At 61.8% G+C, this 18,636-nt stretch carries 15 protein-coding genes; 9 read left to right on the top strand and 6 right to left on the bottom strand.

Features of this window, described 5'->3' with window-relative positions; translation table 11 throughout:
• The first annotated feature begins 480 nt into the window (after positions 1–480).
• Complete coding sequence (locus ACA057_RS05420) at positions 481–1,056, top strand: PadR family transcriptional regulator (protein WP_497346524.1); 576 nt, start codon at positions 481–483, stop codon at positions 1,054–1,056.
• Positions 1,053–1,835 (top strand): siderophore-interacting protein, encoded by a 783-nt coding sequence (locus tag ACA057_RS05415; protein WP_497346522.1) that lies wholly within the window; start codon positions 1,053–1,055, stop codon positions 1,833–1,835. Before ACA057_RS05420 ends, ACA057_RS05415 begins: the two co-directional genes overlap by 4 nt.
• 104 nt (positions 1,836–1,939) lie before the next feature.
• On the opposite strand, the gene ACA057_RS05410 is transcribed toward ACA057_RS05415, so the two are convergent.
• Positions 1,940–2,611, bottom strand: a complete 672-nt coding sequence (locus ACA057_RS05410) for a Pr6Pr family membrane protein (RefSeq protein ID WP_497346520.1) — start codon at positions 2,609–2,611, stop codon at positions 1,940–1,942.
• Positions 2,612–2,613: 2 nt separating this feature from the next.
• Positions 2,614–2,844 carry a VF530 family protein gene (locus ACA057_RS05405; RefSeq protein ID WP_007903672.1) on the bottom strand — a complete coding sequence of 77 codons (231 nt, stop codon included), beginning with the start codon at positions 2,842–2,844 and terminating at the stop codon, positions 2,614–2,616.
• Between the two features lie 286 nt (positions 2,845–3,130).
• Between ACA057_RS05405 and ACA057_RS05400 the strand changes: the two genes are divergently transcribed.
• The 7 genes from ACA057_RS05400 (at position 3,131) to cmoB (ending at position 13,642) form a co-directional block, all read left to right on the top strand.
• Positions 3,131–4,513, top strand: a complete 1,383-nt coding sequence (locus tag ACA057_RS05400) for a carbohydrate porin (protein ID WP_497346518.1) — start codon at positions 3,131–3,133, stop codon at positions 4,511–4,513.
• Between the two features lie 213 nt (positions 4,514–4,726).
• Positions 4,727–7,135 carry a glucose/quinate/shikimate family membrane-bound PQQ-dependent dehydrogenase gene (locus tag ACA057_RS05395; RefSeq protein ID WP_497346516.1) on the top strand — a complete coding sequence of 803 codons (2,409 nt, stop codon included), beginning with the start codon at positions 4,727–4,729 and terminating at the stop codon, positions 7,133–7,135.
• Positions 7,136–8,091: 956 nt separating this feature from the next.
• On the top strand, positions 8,092–10,509 hold the full coding sequence (gene lon, locus ACA057_RS05390) for an endopeptidase La (RefSeq protein WP_497346514.1): 2,418 nt from the start codon (positions 8,092–8,094) through the stop codon (positions 10,507–10,509).
• Positions 10,510–10,726: 217 nt separating this feature from the next.
• Entirely contained in the window at positions 10,727–11,119 is a 393-nt protein-coding gene (locus ACA057_RS05385) for a protease inhibitor I42 family protein (RefSeq protein ID WP_497346512.1), read from the top strand.
• Between the two features lie 2 nt (positions 11,120–11,121).
• Entirely contained in the window at positions 11,122–11,757 is a 636-nt protein-coding gene (locus ACA057_RS05380; protein WP_497346510.1) for a lysoplasmalogenase, read from the top strand.
• Positions 11,758–11,945: 188 nt separating this feature from the next.
• Positions 11,946–12,689 (top strand): carboxy-S-adenosyl-L-methionine synthase CmoA, encoded by a 744-nt coding sequence (cmoA, locus tag ACA057_RS05375; RefSeq protein ID WP_497346508.1) that lies wholly within the window; start codon positions 11,946–11,948, stop codon positions 12,687–12,689.
• Entirely contained in the window at positions 12,686–13,642 is a 957-nt protein-coding gene (cmoB, locus tag ACA057_RS05370; protein WP_497346506.1) for a tRNA 5-methoxyuridine(34)/uridine 5-oxyacetic acid(34) synthase CmoB, read from the top strand. The genes cmoA and cmoB overlap by 4 nt, the downstream gene beginning before the upstream one ends.
• Before the next feature lie 106 nt (positions 13,643–13,748).
• Here the strand turns inward: cmoB and tadA are convergent, their stop codons facing one another.
• The 4 genes from tadA to ptsP all read right to left on the bottom strand — a co-directional run bounded on the left by tadA (position 13,749) and on the right by ptsP (position 18,582).
• Complete coding sequence (gene tadA / locus ACA057_RS05365; RefSeq protein WP_497346504.1) at positions 13,749–14,246, bottom strand: tRNA adenosine(34) deaminase TadA; 498 nt, start codon at positions 14,244–14,246, stop codon at positions 13,749–13,751.
• Positions 14,246–15,622 (bottom strand): multicopper oxidase family protein, encoded by a 1,377-nt coding sequence (locus tag ACA057_RS05360; protein WP_497346502.1) that lies wholly within the window; start codon positions 15,620–15,622, stop codon positions 14,246–14,248. The genes tadA and ACA057_RS05360 overlap by 1 nt, the downstream gene beginning before the upstream one ends.
• Positions 15,623–15,760: 138 nt before the next feature.
• A complete protein-coding gene (locus ACA057_RS05355) occupies positions 15,761–16,051 on the bottom strand; it encodes a PTS sugar transporter subunit IIB (protein ID WP_497346500.1) in 291 nt (96 codons plus the stop codon).
• Between the two features lie 2 nt (positions 16,052–16,053).
• On the bottom strand, positions 16,054–18,582 hold the full coding sequence (gene ptsP, locus ACA057_RS05350) for a phosphoenolpyruvate--protein phosphotransferase (protein ID WP_497346498.1): 2,529 nt from the start codon (positions 18,580–18,582) through the stop codon (positions 16,054–16,056).
• Positions 18,583–18,636: the final 54 nt, after the last annotated feature.

Here is an 18,636-nt window from a genome sequence, read left to right as displayed (position 1 = left end):
ATTGAAAGTTCCATTGGAGCACAACAGTCACGAGCAGTGATGTTCCAGTGCAACTTTCAACGCCGAAAGATGATCGACCAAATAATCTTGAAAGTAAGCAGGAAAGTTCCTCAAAGCGCGTAGCCAAAGTGCCACGACCGCGGAAAGAAAAATACTGAAGTATTGATAAAGTCACTGTTCGACTGTCAGAACAAGACTACATAAAGCCAATACACTGGCAATAAAGGCCGACAACGACACTGCCATTTCTGTAGGAGGGATATTACAAAGCTAATGAATTAAGGTGTGAATCGTCACTTTAGAGAGTTAACACTAATTTCAACTTGTTGGCCCGTTTTAAAAGCTGATTTTGGAGCGGCGAAAGCGCCATTTTCAGTGACGTTTTCGTCTGGTGTTGTGATCAGCCGTTGGTCGGGGGGCCTTGCGAACCTCTTAAGATATATCTTAAGTTGTATCTAAACACGACGAGAGAAGGAAAAAATGAGAGACCATCATTCCCCCCACCGCGAGCACGGCGACGGCCGCGACGGCTTCGAGAAACGCCCCGGTCGCGAGCGCGGCGGCCGCGGACCACGGGTGTTCGCCCCCGGTGACCTGAAATTGCTGCTGCTGGCGCTGATCGCTGAACAGCCGTGCCACGGCTACGACCTGATCCGCCAGATCGAAGGCATGTTCGACGGCGCCTACAGCCCCAGCCCCGGCGTGATCTACCCGACCCTGACGTTCCTGGAAGAAAGCGAAATGATCCAGGGCGATGCCGAAGGCGGGAAAAAACGCTACGCCGTTACCGACGCCGGGCGTCAATCGCTGAGCGAACAGGCGATTGCCCTTGAAGGTGTGCGGATGCGCATCGACGTCAGCAAACGCTCGCTGCGCGGTCATGATCGCCCGCCCGAAATCCACGAAGCCGTGCACAACCTGCGGCACGCGCTGCAGCTGCACCATGGCCGCTGGAGCGCGGAAGAAATCCGGCGTGTCGCCGCTCTGCTCAACAACACGGCCAAAGCCATCGTCGACGGCCCTGCCGTTCAAACTGCCCAGGAGAACGCCGAATGACTGAAGTGATCCAAACCATTCACCGCGTCATGCACGAGATCAAACGCCGTCGTCTGGAAGTGCTGCGAGTGGTCGACCTGACCCCGCGCATGCGCCGGATTACCTTGGGCGGCCCGGAGCTGGCAGGTTTCATCAGCCTGGGCACCGATGACCACGTAAAGCTGCTGTTCCCACAGAACGCAGCGGAACACGCCGCGCTGGACACCCTGGTCCTCGGTGCCGGTAAAGACAACGGACCGATGCCGGCCATGCGCGATTACACGCCGCGTCGTTACGACCTCGACACGCTGGAGCTGGACATCGACTTCGTGCTGCACGGCGACGGCCCTGCCGCGACCTGGGCCGAGCAGGCCAAACCGGGGCAGTTCCTGCACATCGGCGGGCCACGGGGTTCGATGATCGTGCCGGACATGTTCGACAGCTACCTGCTGATCGGCGACGAAACCGCCCTGCCCGCCATCGCTCGGCGCCTGGAAGGTCTGGCGGCTAACCGGCGTGCGTTGGTGATCGTCGAAGTGGAGAACGGCAAGGAGCAGCAAGTGCTGGAGAGCGCCGCCGAGGTCAATGTGATCTGGGTGTTGCGTGAAGGTGGCGAGGATCACTTGCTGGCGACTGTGCGCCAGGTCAAGGTACCTGCTGGCAGCTTGTATGCCTGGGTGGCGACCGAGAGCAAAGTATCGCGGCAGATCCGCCGAGTGCTGCTGGATGAGCATGGGCTGGATGAGCAGTTCGTCAAAGCGGTGGGTTACTGGCGGTTGGATGACAGCGTGGATGAATGACAGCCTTTAGGGCCCCATCGCGAGCAGGCTCGCTCCCACAAGGATCTGGTGTACGCCAATCCCATGTGGGAGCGAGCCTGCTCGCGAAGACGGCATCGCAAACGCTACAAATCCAAATCCGTACCACGACGCCCGCGCCACCGATCCAACCCAATCACCACCAGCGCAATCACCACAAACCCCGCCAACAACCCCGCCGCATTGATAAACACCTGTGGATAACCCAGCTTCTCCACATCTATGAACGGATACGGATACGTCGCCAGCAAATGCCCGCGCAGCAGCGAATACGCGAAGTACACCACCGGGTAAATGACCCACAACGCGAGGTGCTTTAACCGTAACGTGCCCTTGGGCACACAGCACCACCAATAGATCAAAAACAGCAGCGGCATGACGTCGTGCATCAGCTCATCGGCCAGCCATTGCCAGCCTTCGGGGTGCCACAAATGGCGCAATAACACGCTGTACGCCAAGCCGACCACGGCGATGCTCACGGCAACGCCACTGCTGACCCACGGCTGCAAAAACCAGCGTCGCGCCGCCGATTCACGGGACGTCAGTTCACACGTCAGCACGGTTGCCACCAGGGTATTGCTCAGCACGGTGAAATAGCTGAAGAAGCTCATCAGCCCGCCCATCAGGCTGGCGGCCAGCGTCCAGCGTGAGTAGAAAATCAGGTACAGCTGAATGCTCAAACCGGCCCAGCCGAGCACCGCCGCCACCGCCACAAAACGACGCCTCGCGGCAGCACCTGGCGTCGGTTGGGTGAGCATGTTCAGAGCGGGCGCTTGGTGCGCATCAACTTCACGTACAAGCGTTCGACCTTCTCCCGCGCCCATGGGGTTTTGCGCAGGAAGGTCAGGCTCGACTTGATGCTCGGGTCACTCTTGAAGCAGCGAATGTCGATGCGTTCGGCCAGCCCGGACCATTCGTAGTGTTCAACCAGGGCGTTGAGGATTTGCTCCAGCGTCACGCCGTGCAGCGGGTTGTTGTTCTGTTCGGTCATGCCGGGCCTTTGAGCGAAGTAGGGATTGGAAGCCGCGCACCTTAGCCGAGGGCTTCGTTGGGGGGAAGCGATCAGTGTGCGGGTCTGTTAAATGTAGGTGAAACGCAAAAGATCGCAGCCGGGGACTGTTACCAAATCCGAAATGATCCATGTCAGTAAAAGCCCTTTCTCTATTTGTAACAGGACATTATCCTTACGCCCGCCAAGCTGAAACGCTTCCGCTAGCTGCATCATTCCTGTTGTGTTCAGTTCATCCCCCAGAAAAAGATCAAGAATTCCTTCTCTTATGCCTTATTTTCAAACTTCGCGAGATAGCGCTGTCTTACCAGCTATTGCCAGCCGAAAAGCCCTGAACCTCATCGGTGGATTAACCGCGTTGGGTTTCGCCACTTGCACCCAGGCCGCTGCGGCCTTCGATAGCGAGTCGCCGTGGATGCTCGGCGACTGGAACGGCAAGCGCACCGAACTTTCGGAAAAAGGCTACGACTTCAAAGTCGATTACACCGGTGAAATGGGCAGCAACCTGCACGGCGGCTACGACCACGATCGCACCGCCCGTTACAGCGACCAGTTTGGCCTCGGCACGCACCTGGACTTGCAGAAAATCCTCGGTTGGGACGACGCCGAATTTCAGCTGACCATCACCGAGCGCAACGGCAACAACATCAGCAATGACCGGATCAACGATCCGCGCGTTGGCGGCTTCACCTCGGCCCAGGAAGTCTGGGGCCGTGGCCAGACCTGGCGCCTGACGCAGATGTGGTATCAGCAGAAATTCTTCGATCAAAAGCTCGACATCAAGGTCGGTCGTTTTGGCGAAGGCGAAGACTTCAACAGCTTCCCCTGCGACTTCCAGAACCTGGCGTTCTGCGGCTCCCAGGTCGGCAACTGGGTCGGTGGCATCTGGTACAACTGGCCGGTCAGCCAGTGGGCGCTGCGGGTCAAATATCACCTGACGCCCGAGCTGTATGCGCAAGTCGGCGCGTATGAGCAGAACCCGTCGAACCTTGATCGCGGCAATGGCTTCAAGCTCAGCGGCAGCGGCACCGAGGGCGCGATCCTGCCGGTGGAACTGGTCTGGACGCCGAAACTCAATGGCCTGCCGGGCGAATACCGCGCCGGTTATTACTACAGCAGCGCCAACGCCACCGACGCCTATAAAGACAGCAACGGCCAGCCCGCCGCCCTGAGTGGCGAGGCGTACCGCAGCGCGTCGAGCAAGCACGGCGTTTGGCTGGGTATTCAGCAGCAAATCACTAGCCGTGCCAGCGACAATTCACGCGGTTTGAGCGTGTTTGCCAACGGCACGATGCACGACAAGAAGACCAACGCCATCGACAACTATGTCCAGGCCGGGGTCGTCTACAAAGGCCTGCTCGATGCCCGCGCCAAAGATGACATCGGCTTCGCCTTGGCCCGCGTCCACGTCAACCCGGCCTATCGCAAGAACGCCGAAGCGACCAATCAGGCCCGCGCCGTTTTCGACTATGACGACCCGTCGTTCCTGCCACCGCAGGACACCGAATACAGCGCCGAACTCTATTACGGCGTGCATGTCACGAACTGGCTGACCGTGCGCCCGAACCTGCAATACATCCGCCACCCCGGTGGCGTGGACAAGGTCGATGACGCACTGATTGGCGGCATCAAGATCCAGTCGTCCTTTTAAGACTCCTGCAAAAAACCTGTGGGAGCGAGCCTGCTCGCGATGGCGGTGTGTCAGTCGACATCAATGCTGAAGGTTAAGACGCCATCGCGAGCAGGCTCACTCCCACAAGGACCGCATCAACCACACAGCTTTTATCTGAACCATGCCCGCTCAGGATCATCATCTACAGTGAACTTGCGCGGGACTACTTGAAACGTCACGGAGAACCACACTATGAGCACTGATGGTGCTTTGAGTCGAAGCCGTCTGCTGCCGAGCCTGCTCGGTATCCTGCTTCTGCTAATGGGCCTGGCCATGCTGGCCGGGGGGATCAAGCTGAGCATGCTCGGCGGCTCGCTGTATTACCTGCTGGCCGGTATCGGCCTGGCGCTGACCGGCGTGCTGCTGATCATGGCTCGCCGCGCGGCGCTGGGCCTGTACGCACTGGTGCTGTTCGCCAGTACCGTGTGGGCCCTGTGGGAAGTCGGCCTCGACTGGTGGCAACTGGTGCCGCGTCTGGCGCTGTTGTTTGCACTGGGCCTCGTCATGTTGTTGCCATGGTTCCGCCGTCCGCTGCTGCTGAACGGCGCGGCCCCGATGGGCACTGGCGCGCTGAGCGTAGCCGTGGTGCTCGCTGGCGTTACGGCATTGGCCAGCCAGTTCACCAACCCTGGTGAGATCAAAGGCCAACTGGATCGCGACAGCGTCCCGGGCATGACCAACACCGCCCCGGCCATGCCCGACGGTGACTGGAACTCCTACGGCCGCAGCGCCCATGGCGATCGTTACTCGCCACTGGCGCAGATCACGCCGCAGAACGTGAACAAGCTGGTACCGGCCTGGACCTTCCGCACCGGCGACCTGCCGGGGCCGAACGACCCGGGCGAAACCACCGCAGAAAACACCCCGCTGAAAGTCAACGGCATGCTCTACGTCTGCACGCCGCACAGCCAGGTGATTGCCCTGGACCCGGACACCGGCAAGGAAATCTGGCGTTTCGATCCGAAGCTCTCCACGCAAAACGCGGCGAACTTCAAGGGTTGGGCGCACATGACCTGCCGTGGCGTGTCGTATCACGATGACGCCGCCTATGCCTCCGAGCAGAGCCCGACCGGCAGCGCCAGTGCGCCCATTACCAGCGCCTGCCCACGCCGGATCTTCCTGCCAACCGCCGACACCCGCCTGATCGCCCTGAACGCCGACACCGGCAAAATGTGCGAAGACTTCGGCAACGGCGGCCAGGTCGACCTGAGCGCCAACATCGGCGGCTTCACCGCCGGTGGTTACTACTCCACCTCGCCACCGGCCGTCACCAAGGACTTGGTGGTGATTGGCGGTCACGTCACCGATAACGTCTCCACCGACGAGCCAAGCGGCGTCATCCGCGCGTTCGACGTGCACACCGGCAAACTGGTGTGGAACTGGGACAGCGGCAACCCGGACGACACCACGCCAATTGCTGATGGCAAGGTCTACACCCGCAACTCGCCGAACATGTGGTCCATGTTCGCCGTCGACGAAAAACTCGGCATGCTCTACCTGCCGATGGGCAACCAGACCCCGGACCAGTTCGGTGGCGCACGCACCCCTGAATCGGAACTGCACGCCGCCGGCCTGACCGCCCTCGACATCGGCACCGGCAAAGTGCGCTGGCACTTCCAGTTCACCCACCACGACCTGTGGGACATGGACGTCGGCGGCCAGCCAACCCTGATGGACCTGAAAACCGCTGACGGCGTAAAGCCAGCGCTACTCGCGTCCACCAAGCAAGGCAGCATCTACGTACTCGACCGCAGTACCGGCAAGGCCATCGTGCCAATCAACGAAGTGCCCGTGCCACAAGGCGCTGTCGAAGGTGACCACACTTCGCCGACCCAACCGAAATCCGACCTGAACCTCATGCCGCCGCCGTTGCAAGAACGCGACATGTGGGGCGTGACCCCGTTCGACCAACTGATCTGCCGGATCGACTTCAAATCCCTGCGCTACGACGGCCCGTTCACTCCGCCCTCGCTGCAAGGTTCGATCGTTTATCCCGGCAACTTCGGCGTGTTCGACTGGGGCGGCATCTCGGTTGACCCGGTGCGTCAAATCGCGTTCGTGAACCCGAGCTACATGGCGTTCAAATCGAAAATGATCCCGGCCGCCGAAATCGCCGCCCAAGGTCCGCGCAAAAGCGAAACCGAAGGCGTGCAACCCAACAAAGGCGCGCCCTACGGCGTCGTCCTCGAAGCGCTGTTGTCGCCCATGGGCCTGCCGTGCCAGGCGCCGGCCTGGGGCTACGTGGCGGCCATCGACCTGACCACCGCCAAAACCCTGTGGAAACACAAAAACGGCACCGTGCGCGACAGCTCACCGGTTCCGATCCCGCTGAGCATGGGCGTGCCAAGCCTGGGCGGAACCTTCACCACCGCCGGTGGCGTCGGCTTCCTGAGCGGCACCCTCGACCAGTACCTGCGCGCCTACGACGTGAAAAACGGCAAGCAACTGTGGGAAGGCCGGCTGCCAGCAGGCGCGCAAACCACACCGATGACCTACACCGGCAAAGACGGCAAGCAATACGTGCTGGTCGTTGCGGGCGGTCATGGTTCGCTGGGCACCAAACAGGGTGACTACGTGATTGCGTACAAGCTGTCTGAGTAAGTTTTAGCGGCGGTAAAAGCAAAGGCGACTCCTGTGTGGGGGTCGCCTTTTTTTGTGGGTGTACATATCCATTCCTGCGGTAATGGCCGCTGGCGGTTTCGCTTTTACAGCGAGTCACTTGGAAAAGCCCCAAGTAACCAAGGGCTCTTGCCCCTCCATTCGGTGCCTCGCTAAGGCTCGGCATGCCTTAACGAAGGCATTGCTCCGGGGGCCCGCCGCCATCGGCCATCCATGGCCGGGGGCGGCTACCGCGGCATCCTTGCCGCGGTACCCCCTGCGCAACGCCTGCGTTCGGCCTCTGGGAAAGGGGCAACAGATCAAGATCAAAAGCCGAAGCAACGGCAAGATCAAAAGCGAACGCAATGTCCGAAATCACCGCCCCTCCCTGTAGGAGCGAGCTCGCGATGGACACACAGGCACCGCGTTTATCCTGTTAAAACGCGTCATTGTTGACGTTCTTCGCGAGCAAGCTCGCTCCTACAGGGGAATGCGTACTCCCCAATCAGGCCGGCCTGTAGGCCGCCGTGCTTTTGATCTTGATGCACCGCCGCCTCGAGAGGCCGAGTGGAGGTTCTGCGCAGTGGGTAACCCGGCAGGGATGCCGGGTTAGCCGCCCCCGGCCATGGATGGCCGATGGCGGCGGGCCCACGGAGCAGGACCGGAGCGAGGGCATGCCGAGCCACAGCGAGGCACCGAACGAAAGGGGCAGAAGCGCTTTGGTTACTTTCGACTGGGCCGGCTTCCGGATTTTCGAAAGTGACCCGCCGTAAGGGCGGAACCCATAGCCGCCGTTACCCCAACAACGGATATGTACTCAATCAACCAAGAGCATGGTCGGCCCGAAGGCCGCCAAGACCTGTCCAAACCCTGAACACACACCCAGAAATATCCGGAGCCATTGAAACCACCCCCCACCTGCCCCATCTAAGACCCATACCCCATTGCGCAGGTGCCCCATGAGCGACCAGCAAGAATTCCCTGAAGACCCGAGCGAATACGCCGACCCAGAGAACGCCGAACACCACTCCACCGGCAAAGGCCTCGCCCTGCCAGGCCAGAACCTGCCGGACAAGGTCTACATCATCCCGATCCACAACCGCCCATTCTTCCCGGCCCAAGTGCTGCCGGTCATCGTCAACGAAGAACCCTGGGCCGAAACCCTGGATCTGGTGAGCAAATCCGATCACCACTCCCTGGCCCTGTTCTACATGGACACGCCCCAGGAAGACCCGCGCCACTTCGACACCTCGGCCCTGCCGCTCTACGGCACGCTGGTCAAGGTCCACCACGCCAGCCGCGAAAACGGCAAACTGCAATTCGTCGCCCAGGGCCTGACGCGCGTGCGCATCCGCACCTGGCTCAAACACCACCGCCCACCGTACCTGGTGGAAGTCGAATACCCGCACCAGCCCACCGAGCCGACCGACGAGGTCAAGGCTTACGGCATGGCGCTGATCAACGCGATCAAGGAACTGCTGCCGCTCAACCCGCTGTACAGCGAAGAGCTGAAGAACTACCTCAACCGCTTCAGCCCCAACGACCCGTCGCCACTGACCGACTTCGCCGCCGCCCTGACCTCCGCCACCGGCAACGAACTGCAGGAAGTGCTCGACTGCGTGCCCATGCTCAAGCGCATGGAAAAAGTCTTGCCGATGCTGCGCAAGGAAGTCGAAGTCGCACGTCTGCAAAAAGAGATTTCCGCCGAAGTTAACCGCAAGATCGGCGAGCATCAGCGCGAATTCTTCCTCAAGGAACAACTCAAGGTCATCCAGCAAGAGCTGGGCCTGACCAAGGACGACCGCAGCGCCGACATCGAACAGTTCGAACAACGCCTGGAAGGCAAAGTGTTGCCCGCCCAGGCGCAAAAACGCGTCGAAGAGGAAATGAACAAGCTGTCGATCCTCGAGACCGGCTCGCCGGAGTACGCGGTCACCCGCAACTACCTCGACTGGGCGACCTCGGTGCCGTGGGGCGTGTACGGCGAGGACAAACTCGACCTCAAACACGCGCGCAAGGTGCTGGACAAACACCACGCCGGCCTCGACGACATCAAGGACCGCATCCTCGAATTCCTCGCGGTCGGTGCCTACAAAGGCGAGATCAGCGGTTCCATCGTATTGCTGGTCGGCCCGCCGGGCGTGGGCAAGACCAGCGTCGGTAAATCCATCGCCGAATCGTTGGGCCGGCCGTTCTACCGCTTCAGCCTCGGCGGCATGCGCGACGAAGCCGAGATCAAGGGCCACCGCCGCACCTACATCGGCGCGCAGCCGGGCAAACTCGTGCATGCGTTGAAAGATGTCGAAGTGATGAACCCGGTGATCATGCTCGACGAGATCGACAAGATGGGCCAAAGCTATCAGGGCGACCCGGCCTCGGCGCTGCTGGAAACCCTCGACCCGGAACAGAACGTCGAATTCCTCGACCACTATCTGGACTTGCGTCTGGACCTGTCGAAAGTGCTGTTCATCTGCACCGCCAACACCCTGGACTCGATCCCCGGCCCGTTGCTGGACCGGATGGAAGTGATCCGCCTGTCGGGTTACATCACCGAAGAAAAAATCGCCATCGCCAAGCGTCACCTGTGGCCCAAGCAACTGGAAAAGGCCGGCGTGTCGAAAGGCAGCCTGAGCATCAGCGACAGCGCCCTCAAAGCGTTGATCGACGGTTACGCCCGTGAAGCCGGCGTGCGCCAGTTGGAAAAACAACTGGGCAAACTGGTTCGCAAAGCGGTGGTCAAGTTGATCGACGAACCGAAAGCCGTGATCAAACTCGGCCCGAAAGACCTTGAAGCCTCACTCGGGCATCCGGTGTTCCGTAACGAGCAAGTACTCTCCGGCACTGGTGTGATCACCGGCCTGGCCTGGACCAGCATGGGCGGCGCGACCTTGCCGATCGAAGCGACCCGCATCCACACGTTGAACCGTGGCTTCAAACTCACCGGGCAACTGGGTGATGTGATGAAGGAATCGGCGGAAATCGCCTACAGCTACGTCAGCTCCAACCTGAAGTCGTATGGCGGTGATCCGAAGTTCTTCGACGAAGCCTTCGTTCACTTGCACGTACCGGAAGGCGCGACGCCCAAGGACGGCCCGAGCGCCGGTGTGACCATGGCCAGCGCCCTGCTGTCTCTGGCGCGGAACCAGCCGCCGAAAAAAGGCGTGGCGATGACCGGCGAATTGACGCTGACCGGGCATGTGCTGCCGATTGGCGGGGTGCGCGAGAAAGTGATCGCGGCGCGGCGGCAGAAGATCTTCGAATTGATCTTGCCGGAGCCTAACCGTGGGAGCTTTGAAGAACTGCCGGACTATTTGAAAGAAGGCATTACCGTGCACTTCGCCAAGCGTTTTGCGGATGTGGCGAAGATTCTTTTCTGAAAGTGAAGTAGCGTCCATTCGATCGCCATCGCGGGCAAGCCCGCTCCCACAGGGAATTGAGTCGAACACAAAATTTGTGTACACGCTCAATCACTGTGGGAGCGGGCTTGCCCGCGATGACGTCGGCACTCACAACGCCGACCCCGGCGGCTGTCACAATTTGTCGCATCTTCGGTTATGCTCGCCGTTCGTCGTGAATGCCGGAGCCGCTGATCTTATGTCCCCCACCCGCCTGTTCGTCCCCCTCAGCCTCGCCCTGCTGGCCGCCTGCGCCACGCAACCGAAACAGAACGTGACCGTGGAAAAACAAAGCGAATGCCCGGCGAAACTGCACAACGGGCAAAACCTGATCCTGACCCTGCCCAGCAACCCGACCACGGGTTACCGCTGGGCGATCCAGGATTCGGCCGGCGGCGTGTTGCGCGCGCTCAGCCCCGAGGTCTACAGCAATCCGGAAGATGCCGGCGTGGTCGGTGCGGCCGGGATCTCGACCTGGCGCTTCCAGGCCTTCGCTACCGGAACCGGGCGTTTGCGCCTGACGTCCCAACAGCCCTGGGCGCCGGAAGTGTTGCCAGTGGAAACCTTCGACTGCGCGATCTCGGTCAACTGATCGTGGGCTGGCTGATCCTGGCGCTGATGGGCGCGGTGACCTTCCTTTACGGCCTCAGCGTGCACGCCACGCTGCTGTGCCTGATGGTGAAGCCGCTGCCGGTGCTGGCGCTGCTCGGCTGGCTGCACGACGCACCGCCCAGCGAATACCGGCGCTGGATCAGTCTTGGATTGATTTTTTCCCTGCTGGGCGACGTGCTGCTGGCGTTACCGCAAGATTTGTTCGTGTTCGGTCTCGGGGCGTTTCTGGTCGCTCACCTGGCGTATCTGAAGGCCTATTTGAGCGATTGTCGGCGGTTGGCGGTGTTGCCGCTGATCCTCGCGCTCGGCGTCGGAGCCCTGCTGCTGGGGATCCTGATTTCCCACGGGCTGGGGCCGTTGCTGATTCCGGTGATCGTCTACGGTCTGGCGATCAGCGCCATGCTCTGGCGCGCGTTGGCCCGGCTTGGCACCGACGTGCCCAAGCGCTCGGCGCTGCTGGCGGCGGCCGGTGCGGTGGCGTTTGTGTTCTCGGACAGCGTGATTGGCATCAATCGGTTTGTTTCGCCGTTTCATGCCGCGCCTTACGTGATCATCCTCAGCTACTGGCTGGGGCAGTGGGGCATCACGGCGTCGGCGTTCACTCCGAAACCGCGCTGAACCCATCGCGGGCAAGCCCGCTCCCACACGAACTGCGCTGAACCTGTGGGAGCGGGCTTGCCCGCGATAGCAATATCTCTGACGGCGAAGATCCAGGGCCTACCCGGCGGTTTATCAGACAACCCGCGCATCCACGCGCCAAGTTGGCTAAAATGCCGGCCTTTTCAACCGAAGCCGCTGGAACTGCCGTGAGCAAAGAACCCGATCGCCTTTTCGCCCAGCCTCTGGCCCAGGTGCCCGACTTCGCCTTTAACGAGGACGTGGTGCGGGTATTCCCGGACATGATCAAGCGCTCGGTGCCCGGTTATCCGACCATCGTCGAAAACCTCGGCGTGCTCGCCGCGCAGTTCGCCCAGCCCAACAGCGTGCTCTACGACCTCGGTTCGTCGCTGGGCGCCGTGACTCAGGCCTTGCGCCGTCACGTGCGTACCGACGGTTGCCGCGTCATCGCTGTGGATAACTCGGCGGCGATGGTTGAACGCTGCCGCGAGTACCTCAACGGTCAGGATTCGATGTTCCAGGAGCTGCTGCCGGTCGACGTGATCGAAGGCGACATCCTCGCCCTCGAGTTCCAGCCGGCCTCGGTGGTCGCGCTGAACTTCACCCTGCAATTCATCGCCCCGGACCAGCGCACGGCGTTGCTCAGCCGCATCCGCCAGGCGTTGCTGCCCGGCGGCGCGCTGATCCTCTCCGAGAAGCTGCGCTTCACCGATCCCGAAGAACACGCGCTGCTTACCGAGTTGCACGTGGCCTTCAAACGCGCCAACGGCTACAGCGAACTGGAAATTGCCCAGAAGCGCAGCGCCATCGAAAACGTCATGAAGCCCGACAGCCTCGAAGAACACCGCGAGCGCCTGTTGGCCGCCGGGTTTTCGAAAGTCGTGCCGTGGTTCCAGTGTCTTAACTTCGCCTCGTTGATTGCCTTGCCATGATTGATCTGTCCCCCCTCGCCCGCCGTCTGGCCGGTACTCCGCTGGCCGACTGGGCCAACACCCTGCAAGCGCAACTCGACAAGAAAATGGAAAAGGGTCATGGCGACCTGGAGCGCTGGCAGAGTGCGCTGGACGCGTTGCCGAAAATTCAGCCGACTGAAGTCGATCTGCTCAATGGCCTGACGCTGGACACCGATTGCGACGCTGAAACCCGCGTGCAGATGCGTGCCGCGCTGATGGGCTTGTCGCCTTGGCGCAAGGGGCCGTTCGACCTGTTCGGCGTGCATGTCGACACCGAATGGCGCTCGGACTGGAAATGGTCCCGGGTCGCGCCGCACCTGGACTTGAAGGGTAAACGCATCCTCGATGTCGGCTGCGGTAACGGCTATTACATGTGGCGCATGCTCGGTGCCGGTGCCGACAGCGTGATCGGCGTCGACCCGAACTGGTTGTTTTTCTGCCAGTTCCAGGCGGTGCAGCGTTACCTGTCCGAGCCTAATGCCTGGCACCTGCCGTTTCCCTTCGAAGACTTGCCGCCGAACATGGAAGGCTTCGACACGGTGTTTTCCATGGGCGTTTTCTATCACCGCCGCTCGCCGATCGAGCATTTGCTGGCGCTGAAGGATTGCCTGGTCAAGGGTGGGGAACTGGTGCTGGAGACGCTGGTGATCGAAGGCGATCAGCAGCAGGTTCTGGTGCCGGAAGACCGCTACGCGCAGATGCGTAACGTGTGGTTCCTGCCGTCGGTGCCCGCCCTGGAATTGTGGCTGCGCCGTGCCGGGTTTACCGATGTTCGCTGTGTGGATGTCAGCGTGACCACCGTCGAGGAACAACGCGGGACCGAGTGGATGAAGTATCAATCGCTGAGCGACTTCATTGATCCCGAAGATCACAGCAAAACGATTGAAGGCCTGCCAGCGCCGATGCGTGCGGTGATCGTGGCCCGTAAGTAAATAGAGATCCCCTGTGGGAGCGAGCCTGCTCGCGATGGTGTGTCAGACGACATCAGCGTGTCTGATACACCATCGCGAGCAGGCTCGCTCCCACAGGGGTTTGTGTTTAGTCTGACGGTTTCGCGCGTCGGGCCTTGAAGAACTCGCTCAGCACCGCGCCGCACTCCTCCGCCAGCACACCGCCCTCAAACAACACCCGGTGGTTCAAAAACCCTTGGGTAAAGAACTGTCCCTGGCTCTGCACAATCCCGGCTTTCGGCTCCAGCGCGCCATACACCACCCGCGCAATCCGCGAATGCACGATCAACCCGGCGCACATGCTGCACGGCTCAAGCGTCACGTACAGCGTGCTGCCGGGCAGGCGATAGTTGCTGGCCGCCAACGCCGCAGCGCGGATCGCGACCATCTCGGCATGGGCGCTCGGGTCATTGCCGCTGATCGGGCAATTGAAGCCCCGGCCGATGATTTCCCCGTTCTGCACCATCACTGCGCCCACCGGCACTTCGCCAAGCGCCGCACCTTGGGCGGCCAGAGCCAGCGCCTCACGCATAAAGTCGCGATCGCGGCTGCGGTCGATGATTGCCGTCGGGCGTATCTGGCGCATCACGCCACCTCGATGGCGGCCATCAGGCCGGTTTCCATGTGATCGATCACATGGCAATGGAACATCCAGATTCCTGGGTTATCCGCCACCAGCGCCACTTGCGCGCGCTCGTTCTTGCCCAGCAGGTAGGTGTCGGTGAAGTACGGAATGACCTTGTGCCGGTTCGAGGCGATGACCTTGAAGCTCATGCCGTGCAAGTGGATCGGGTGCTGGTATTGAGTCATGTTCTTCAATTCGAAAATGTAGCTCTTTCCCTTCTCAAGCTTGGCAATCGGGCGGTCGGCGCAGGTCTTGTCGGTGATGTCCCAGGCCTTGCCGTTGATTTGCCACAGGCTCGGCGGCTTGCCGTTGTCGACGTTGACTGACACCGAGCCCACCCATTCGAAATTGAAGTTGAGTTTCTCGGCGTTGGCCAGGTCCGGCTCGGCCACCGGGTTGGCGGGCAACGCGGGCGGCCACTCGGTCGGTGCCTCGGTGTTCGCCACGGAACGCAACGTGCCCAGCCGCACCGGGCCATTGCGCAGGGACAGCTCTTCACCGGCCGGTGGCGCCTTGATCGCCAGGCAGATGCGCATGCCGGGGCCGAGCCAGTATTCCTTGCCCAGCGGGCGCGGTTCGATGGGGTTGCCGTCCAGCGCGTAGATCTGCGCTTCGACGCCGGGAATATTCAGGCGATAGGTCAGGGTGTTGTCGAGGTTGAGCAGGCGCACACGGGTGATCTGCCCGGCCGGCAAGTCGATCACCGCTTGCGCGACGCCATTGATAGTCGACAGTCGTCCCGCTGTACCACCACGGGCCGCTTCACGCGGAATACTGAACGCGACGAACGCGCCCTCTTCATCGACGTGCCAGCTCTTCAGGCTCAAGGTTTTTTCGTACTTGAAACCGGTGGGCTCGCGCTCTTCGATGATCAGCGGGCCGACCAGGCCACGGCCGAGTTCTTCGCTGCTGTTCACGTGCGGGTGATACCAGTAGCTGCCGGCATCGGGCACGCGGAATTTGTAGTCGAAGTATTCGCCCGGCAACACCGGTAGCTGCGAAACGTAGGGCACGCCGTCCATTTCCAGCGGCAGACGAATGCCGTGCCAATGGATGGTGGTCGCGACCGGCAGGTGATTGATGAAGCGCACCCGCAGCCATTCGCCCTGACGCACGCGCAACTCGGTGCCGGGCGCCGACGGGCCGAAGGCCCAGGCTTCGGTCGTGTGCCCGGCCACCAGTTCGACGTCCAGCGGCGCGGCGATCAGTTCGTAGTCGTGACCGGCGTCCGCGTCGGCCCTCTTGCCCAGCCAGTAACGCGACGCGCCACCGGCCCCCACGCCAACCACCACAAGACCGGCCAGACCACCGAGTATTTGTCGACGGGTAAAGGACATGAACTCAACTACCTCACGTATCAGCACCAGGCACGGGGGCCTGCAAAAGGCGAATACGATACACCTGCGGTTGAGAAACAGTAAGGGCGGCGCGGCGACTGGTCACAGTGATCGTTCCCACGCTCCGCGTGAGAACGATCAGTGTGGGAGGCCTGTGATCAGATGCACCACCCCAGCGTCCAGCATCATGACGCCTGGCACACCCGCCATCGTCAACGCTTGCCGATCCATCCGCGCCACATCGCGCAATTCCACCCGTACACGGGTCAGCGCTACAGGCTGCTGCGACTTGAGGTTATCCACACCGCCCAGCGCCGCCACGACCTCCGCTGCCAATCCCGAAACCGCCTGAGCCACCGCCTTCGGCTCATCCACCACCAGATCCGGCGTCAACGCTTTCCAGAACGCTCGCTGCATTTTCTCGAACATGCTCAGTTCTCCAGAACCCGTGAAGTATTGACCGTCGCCTCATGATGCCGGCGCAAGGCATCGCGCACTTGCTCGGCACTTTCCAGCCCCAGCACCTGCTGGGCGATGGCCTGGCAATCGACCAGATCCACTTCGCGCACCGCCGCTTTGACGGCCGGAATCAACGGCACGCTCACCGACAGCTCATCCACTCCAAGCCCCAGCAACAGCGGCACCGCCAGCGTCTCGGAGGCCATGGCGCCACACACGCCGACCCATTTGCCATGGGCATGCGCCGCCTTCACGGTGCTGGCGATCAGTCGCAGCACCGACGGGTGAAAACTGTCGGCCTGACTGGCCAGGCGCGGATGGTCGCGGTCCATGGCCAGGGTGTATTGCGTCAGGTCGTTGGTGCCGATGGAGAAGAAATCCACCTCCGGCGCAAACAGATCGGCCATCAACGCCGCCGCAGGCACTTCGATCATGATCCCCAGTTTCGGCAATTCAGTGAGGCCCAGGGCCAGCGCTTCCTCTTCCAGCATCTGCCGCGCCAGTCGCAGCTCCGACAGCTGCGTGACCATCGGCAGCATGATGTGCAGACGGGCCAGGCCGGCGCTGCTGAGGATGGCCTTGAACTGATCGCGCAACAGCTGCGGGCGTTCCAGGCACAAGCGAATCCCGCGCATGCCGAGGAACGGGTTGGCTTCGCTCGCCATCGGCACGTAGGCCAGCGGTTTATCGCCACCGACATCCAGCGTGCGCACCACTAGACTGCGAGCCGGCCCCAGTGCGCAGGCGATGGCACTGTAAGTGGACGCCTGTTCGTCATGACTCGGCGCGTGATTGCGATCCAGGTACAGGAACTCCGAGCGCAACAGCCCGACGCCTTCACCGCCGAGGGTCATGGCCTGCTCGGTTTCGCTCAGCGACGCGACGTTGGCCGTCACCTCGACGTGATGACCGTCTTGGGTACAGGCAGCGAGCGCGGCGTGCGCCAGTTCATGTTGCTGACGCTTCTGGCGCAGCTGACGATGGGCTTGCAGCTGCTCGATGGCCGCCAGGTCCGGGGCCAGATTCAGCTCGCCCTTATCGGCGTCGAGCAAAACCCGTGTGCCGTCGGCCAGCGCCAGCACTTGCGCGGGCAAGCCACAGATCGCCGGCAACCCAGCGGCCCGCGCCAGAATCGCGACGTGGCTGGTGGCGCCGCCGCCGACCGTGGCGAACCCCAGCACCTTGCGGGTATCGAGCCCGGCGGTCTGCGACGGCGTCAGTTGTTCGGCAATCAGGATGGCGTCGTCTGGCATCGCCATGACGCGGTCCTCCACCCCGAGGATCAACTTGAGCACCCGCTGGCCGACGTCGGCGAGGTCTGCCGCGCGCTCCGCCAGCAACGGGCTGCCCAGGCCCTTGAACAGCGCTGACGTCGCCTCGGTCGCCGCCCGCCAGGCAAACCCGGCGCTCTTGCCTTCGCTGATCAGCGCCTGGGCCTGATCCAGCAAGCTCGGGTCTTCGAGCAATTCTTGGTGCGCCTTGAAGATGTCTGCCTGAGCATCGCCGGTGGCGTTGTCGCGCAAGTGCTGCAAGGCCAGCAGCGCCTCCGCCAACGCGCGAGACAGATGCTCGCGCTCAATCTGTGAACCTGCGCCGGGTTCGCTCACCTCAAGCTTGGTCTCGCTAATCTGCACCACCTGACCAAACGCCGACCCCGCCGATGCACACACCCCGCGCAGCACCGTCAGCGTCGAGGCCTCGACCGGCGCTGCATCCGCCACCACCGTCACCGTTTCGCCACAGCCATCCACCAGCAACTGCGCCAGCGTCTTGATTGCAGCTTCAGCATCCAGCCCCACCGCGCTGACTTGCACGACATCACCCTGCGCCGTCTGCAACGCCATGATCGCCACCAGGGATTTGGCGTTGGCGCTGTCCTGCTGTTTATGCAGGCAAATACTCGCCGAAAAACCTTTCGCCGCTTGCGCGAACACCGCCGCTGGACGTGCGTGCAAGCCGTTCGGGTTGGCCAGCGTCAGCGGTTTGGAGAACAGCGCCTCGCCTTCCTCCGGCACCGGCTCATCGGTTGTCTGCACGGCAAGATTCAGGCTCAGCAGCGGCTGGCCGCTTTCAACACCACCCGTTTCCGGCGCCAGCCAGGTGAACGGTTCGCCACTGACCACCAGCATCAAGGTCAACAGACTGCGCGCCTGCAAGGCGATGTAATCGGCATCGAACTCGATCAACGCCTGCCCGGCCTCTACCCGCTGACCTTCCTCCACCAGGCGAGTAAAACCTTTGCCCGCCAGGTTCACCGTGTCGAGGCCGATGTGCATCAACACCTGCACACCGTGGTCATCGGTAATGCTGACGGCATGCCCGCTGGCCTGCACATTGCTGATCACCCCGGCCAGCGGCGCGCACAGGGTTTGCGAGGTCGGGTCGATGCACAGACCGTCGCCGATCACGCGGCTGGAAAAAACCGGATCCGGCACCAGGTCCAGTGGCATCAGTACGCCGGACAAAGGCGCGAGCAGTTGCAATTGTTGGGGTGTGGCCATGACGTCACCTGCTGTTTTGTTCTTTGAAGTGCCGATGGAGCGCGAGGCTCCGAC

It is taken from the genome of Pseudomonas sp. LBUM1661, assembly GCF_059695925.1.
This window is presented reverse-complemented; position numbering and strand designations above follow the sequence as displayed.

What these genes read in the sequence shown, in the direction of transcription:
- ACA057_RS05420 (WP_497346524.1), top strand. Translation starts at nt 481, where the DNA reads ATGAGAGACCATCATTCCCCCCACCGCGAGCACGGCGACGGCCGCGAC.
- ACA057_RS05415 (WP_497346522.1), top strand. Translation starts at nt 1,053, where the DNA reads ATGACTGAAGTGATCCAAACCATTCACCGCGTCATGCACGAGATCAAA.
- ACA057_RS05410 (WP_497346520.1), bottom strand. Translation starts at nt 2,611, where the DNA reads ATGCTCACCCAACCGACGCCAGGTGCTGCCGCGAGGCGTCGTTTTGTG.
- ACA057_RS05405 (WP_007903672.1), bottom strand. Translation starts at nt 2,844, where the DNA reads ATGACCGAACAGAACAACAACCCGCTGCACGGCGTGACGCTGGAGCAA.
- ACA057_RS05400 (WP_497346518.1), top strand. Translation starts at nt 3,131, where the DNA reads ATGCCTTATTTTCAAACTTCGCGAGATAGCGCTGTCTTACCAGCTATT.
- ACA057_RS05395 (WP_497346516.1), top strand. Translation starts at nt 4,727, where the DNA reads ATGAGCACTGATGGTGCTTTGAGTCGAAGCCGTCTGCTGCCGAGCCTG.
- lon (WP_497346514.1), top strand. Translation starts at nt 8,092, where the DNA reads ATGAGCGACCAGCAAGAATTCCCTGAAGACCCGAGCGAATACGCCGAC.
- ACA057_RS05385 (WP_497346512.1), top strand. Translation starts at nt 10,727, where the DNA reads ATGTCCCCCACCCGCCTGTTCGTCCCCCTCAGCCTCGCCCTGCTGGCC.
- cmoB (WP_497346506.1), top strand. Translation starts at nt 12,686, where the DNA reads ATGATTGATCTGTCCCCCCTCGCCCGCCGTCTGGCCGGTACTCCGCTG.
- tadA (WP_497346504.1), bottom strand. Translation starts at nt 14,246, where the DNA reads ATGCGCCAGATACGCCCGACGGCAATCATCGACCGCAGCCGCGATCGC.
- ACA057_RS05360 (WP_497346502.1), bottom strand. Translation starts at nt 15,622, where the DNA reads ATGTCCTTTACCCGTCGACAAATACTCGGTGGTCTGGCCGGTCTTGTG.
- ACA057_RS05355 (WP_497346500.1), bottom strand. Translation starts at nt 16,051, where the DNA reads ATGTTCGAGAAAATGCAGCGAGCGTTCTGGAAAGCGTTGACGCCGGAT.
- ptsP (WP_497346498.1), bottom strand. Translation starts at nt 18,582, where the DNA reads ATGGCCACACCCCAACAATTGCAACTGCTCGCGCCTTTGTCCGGCGTA.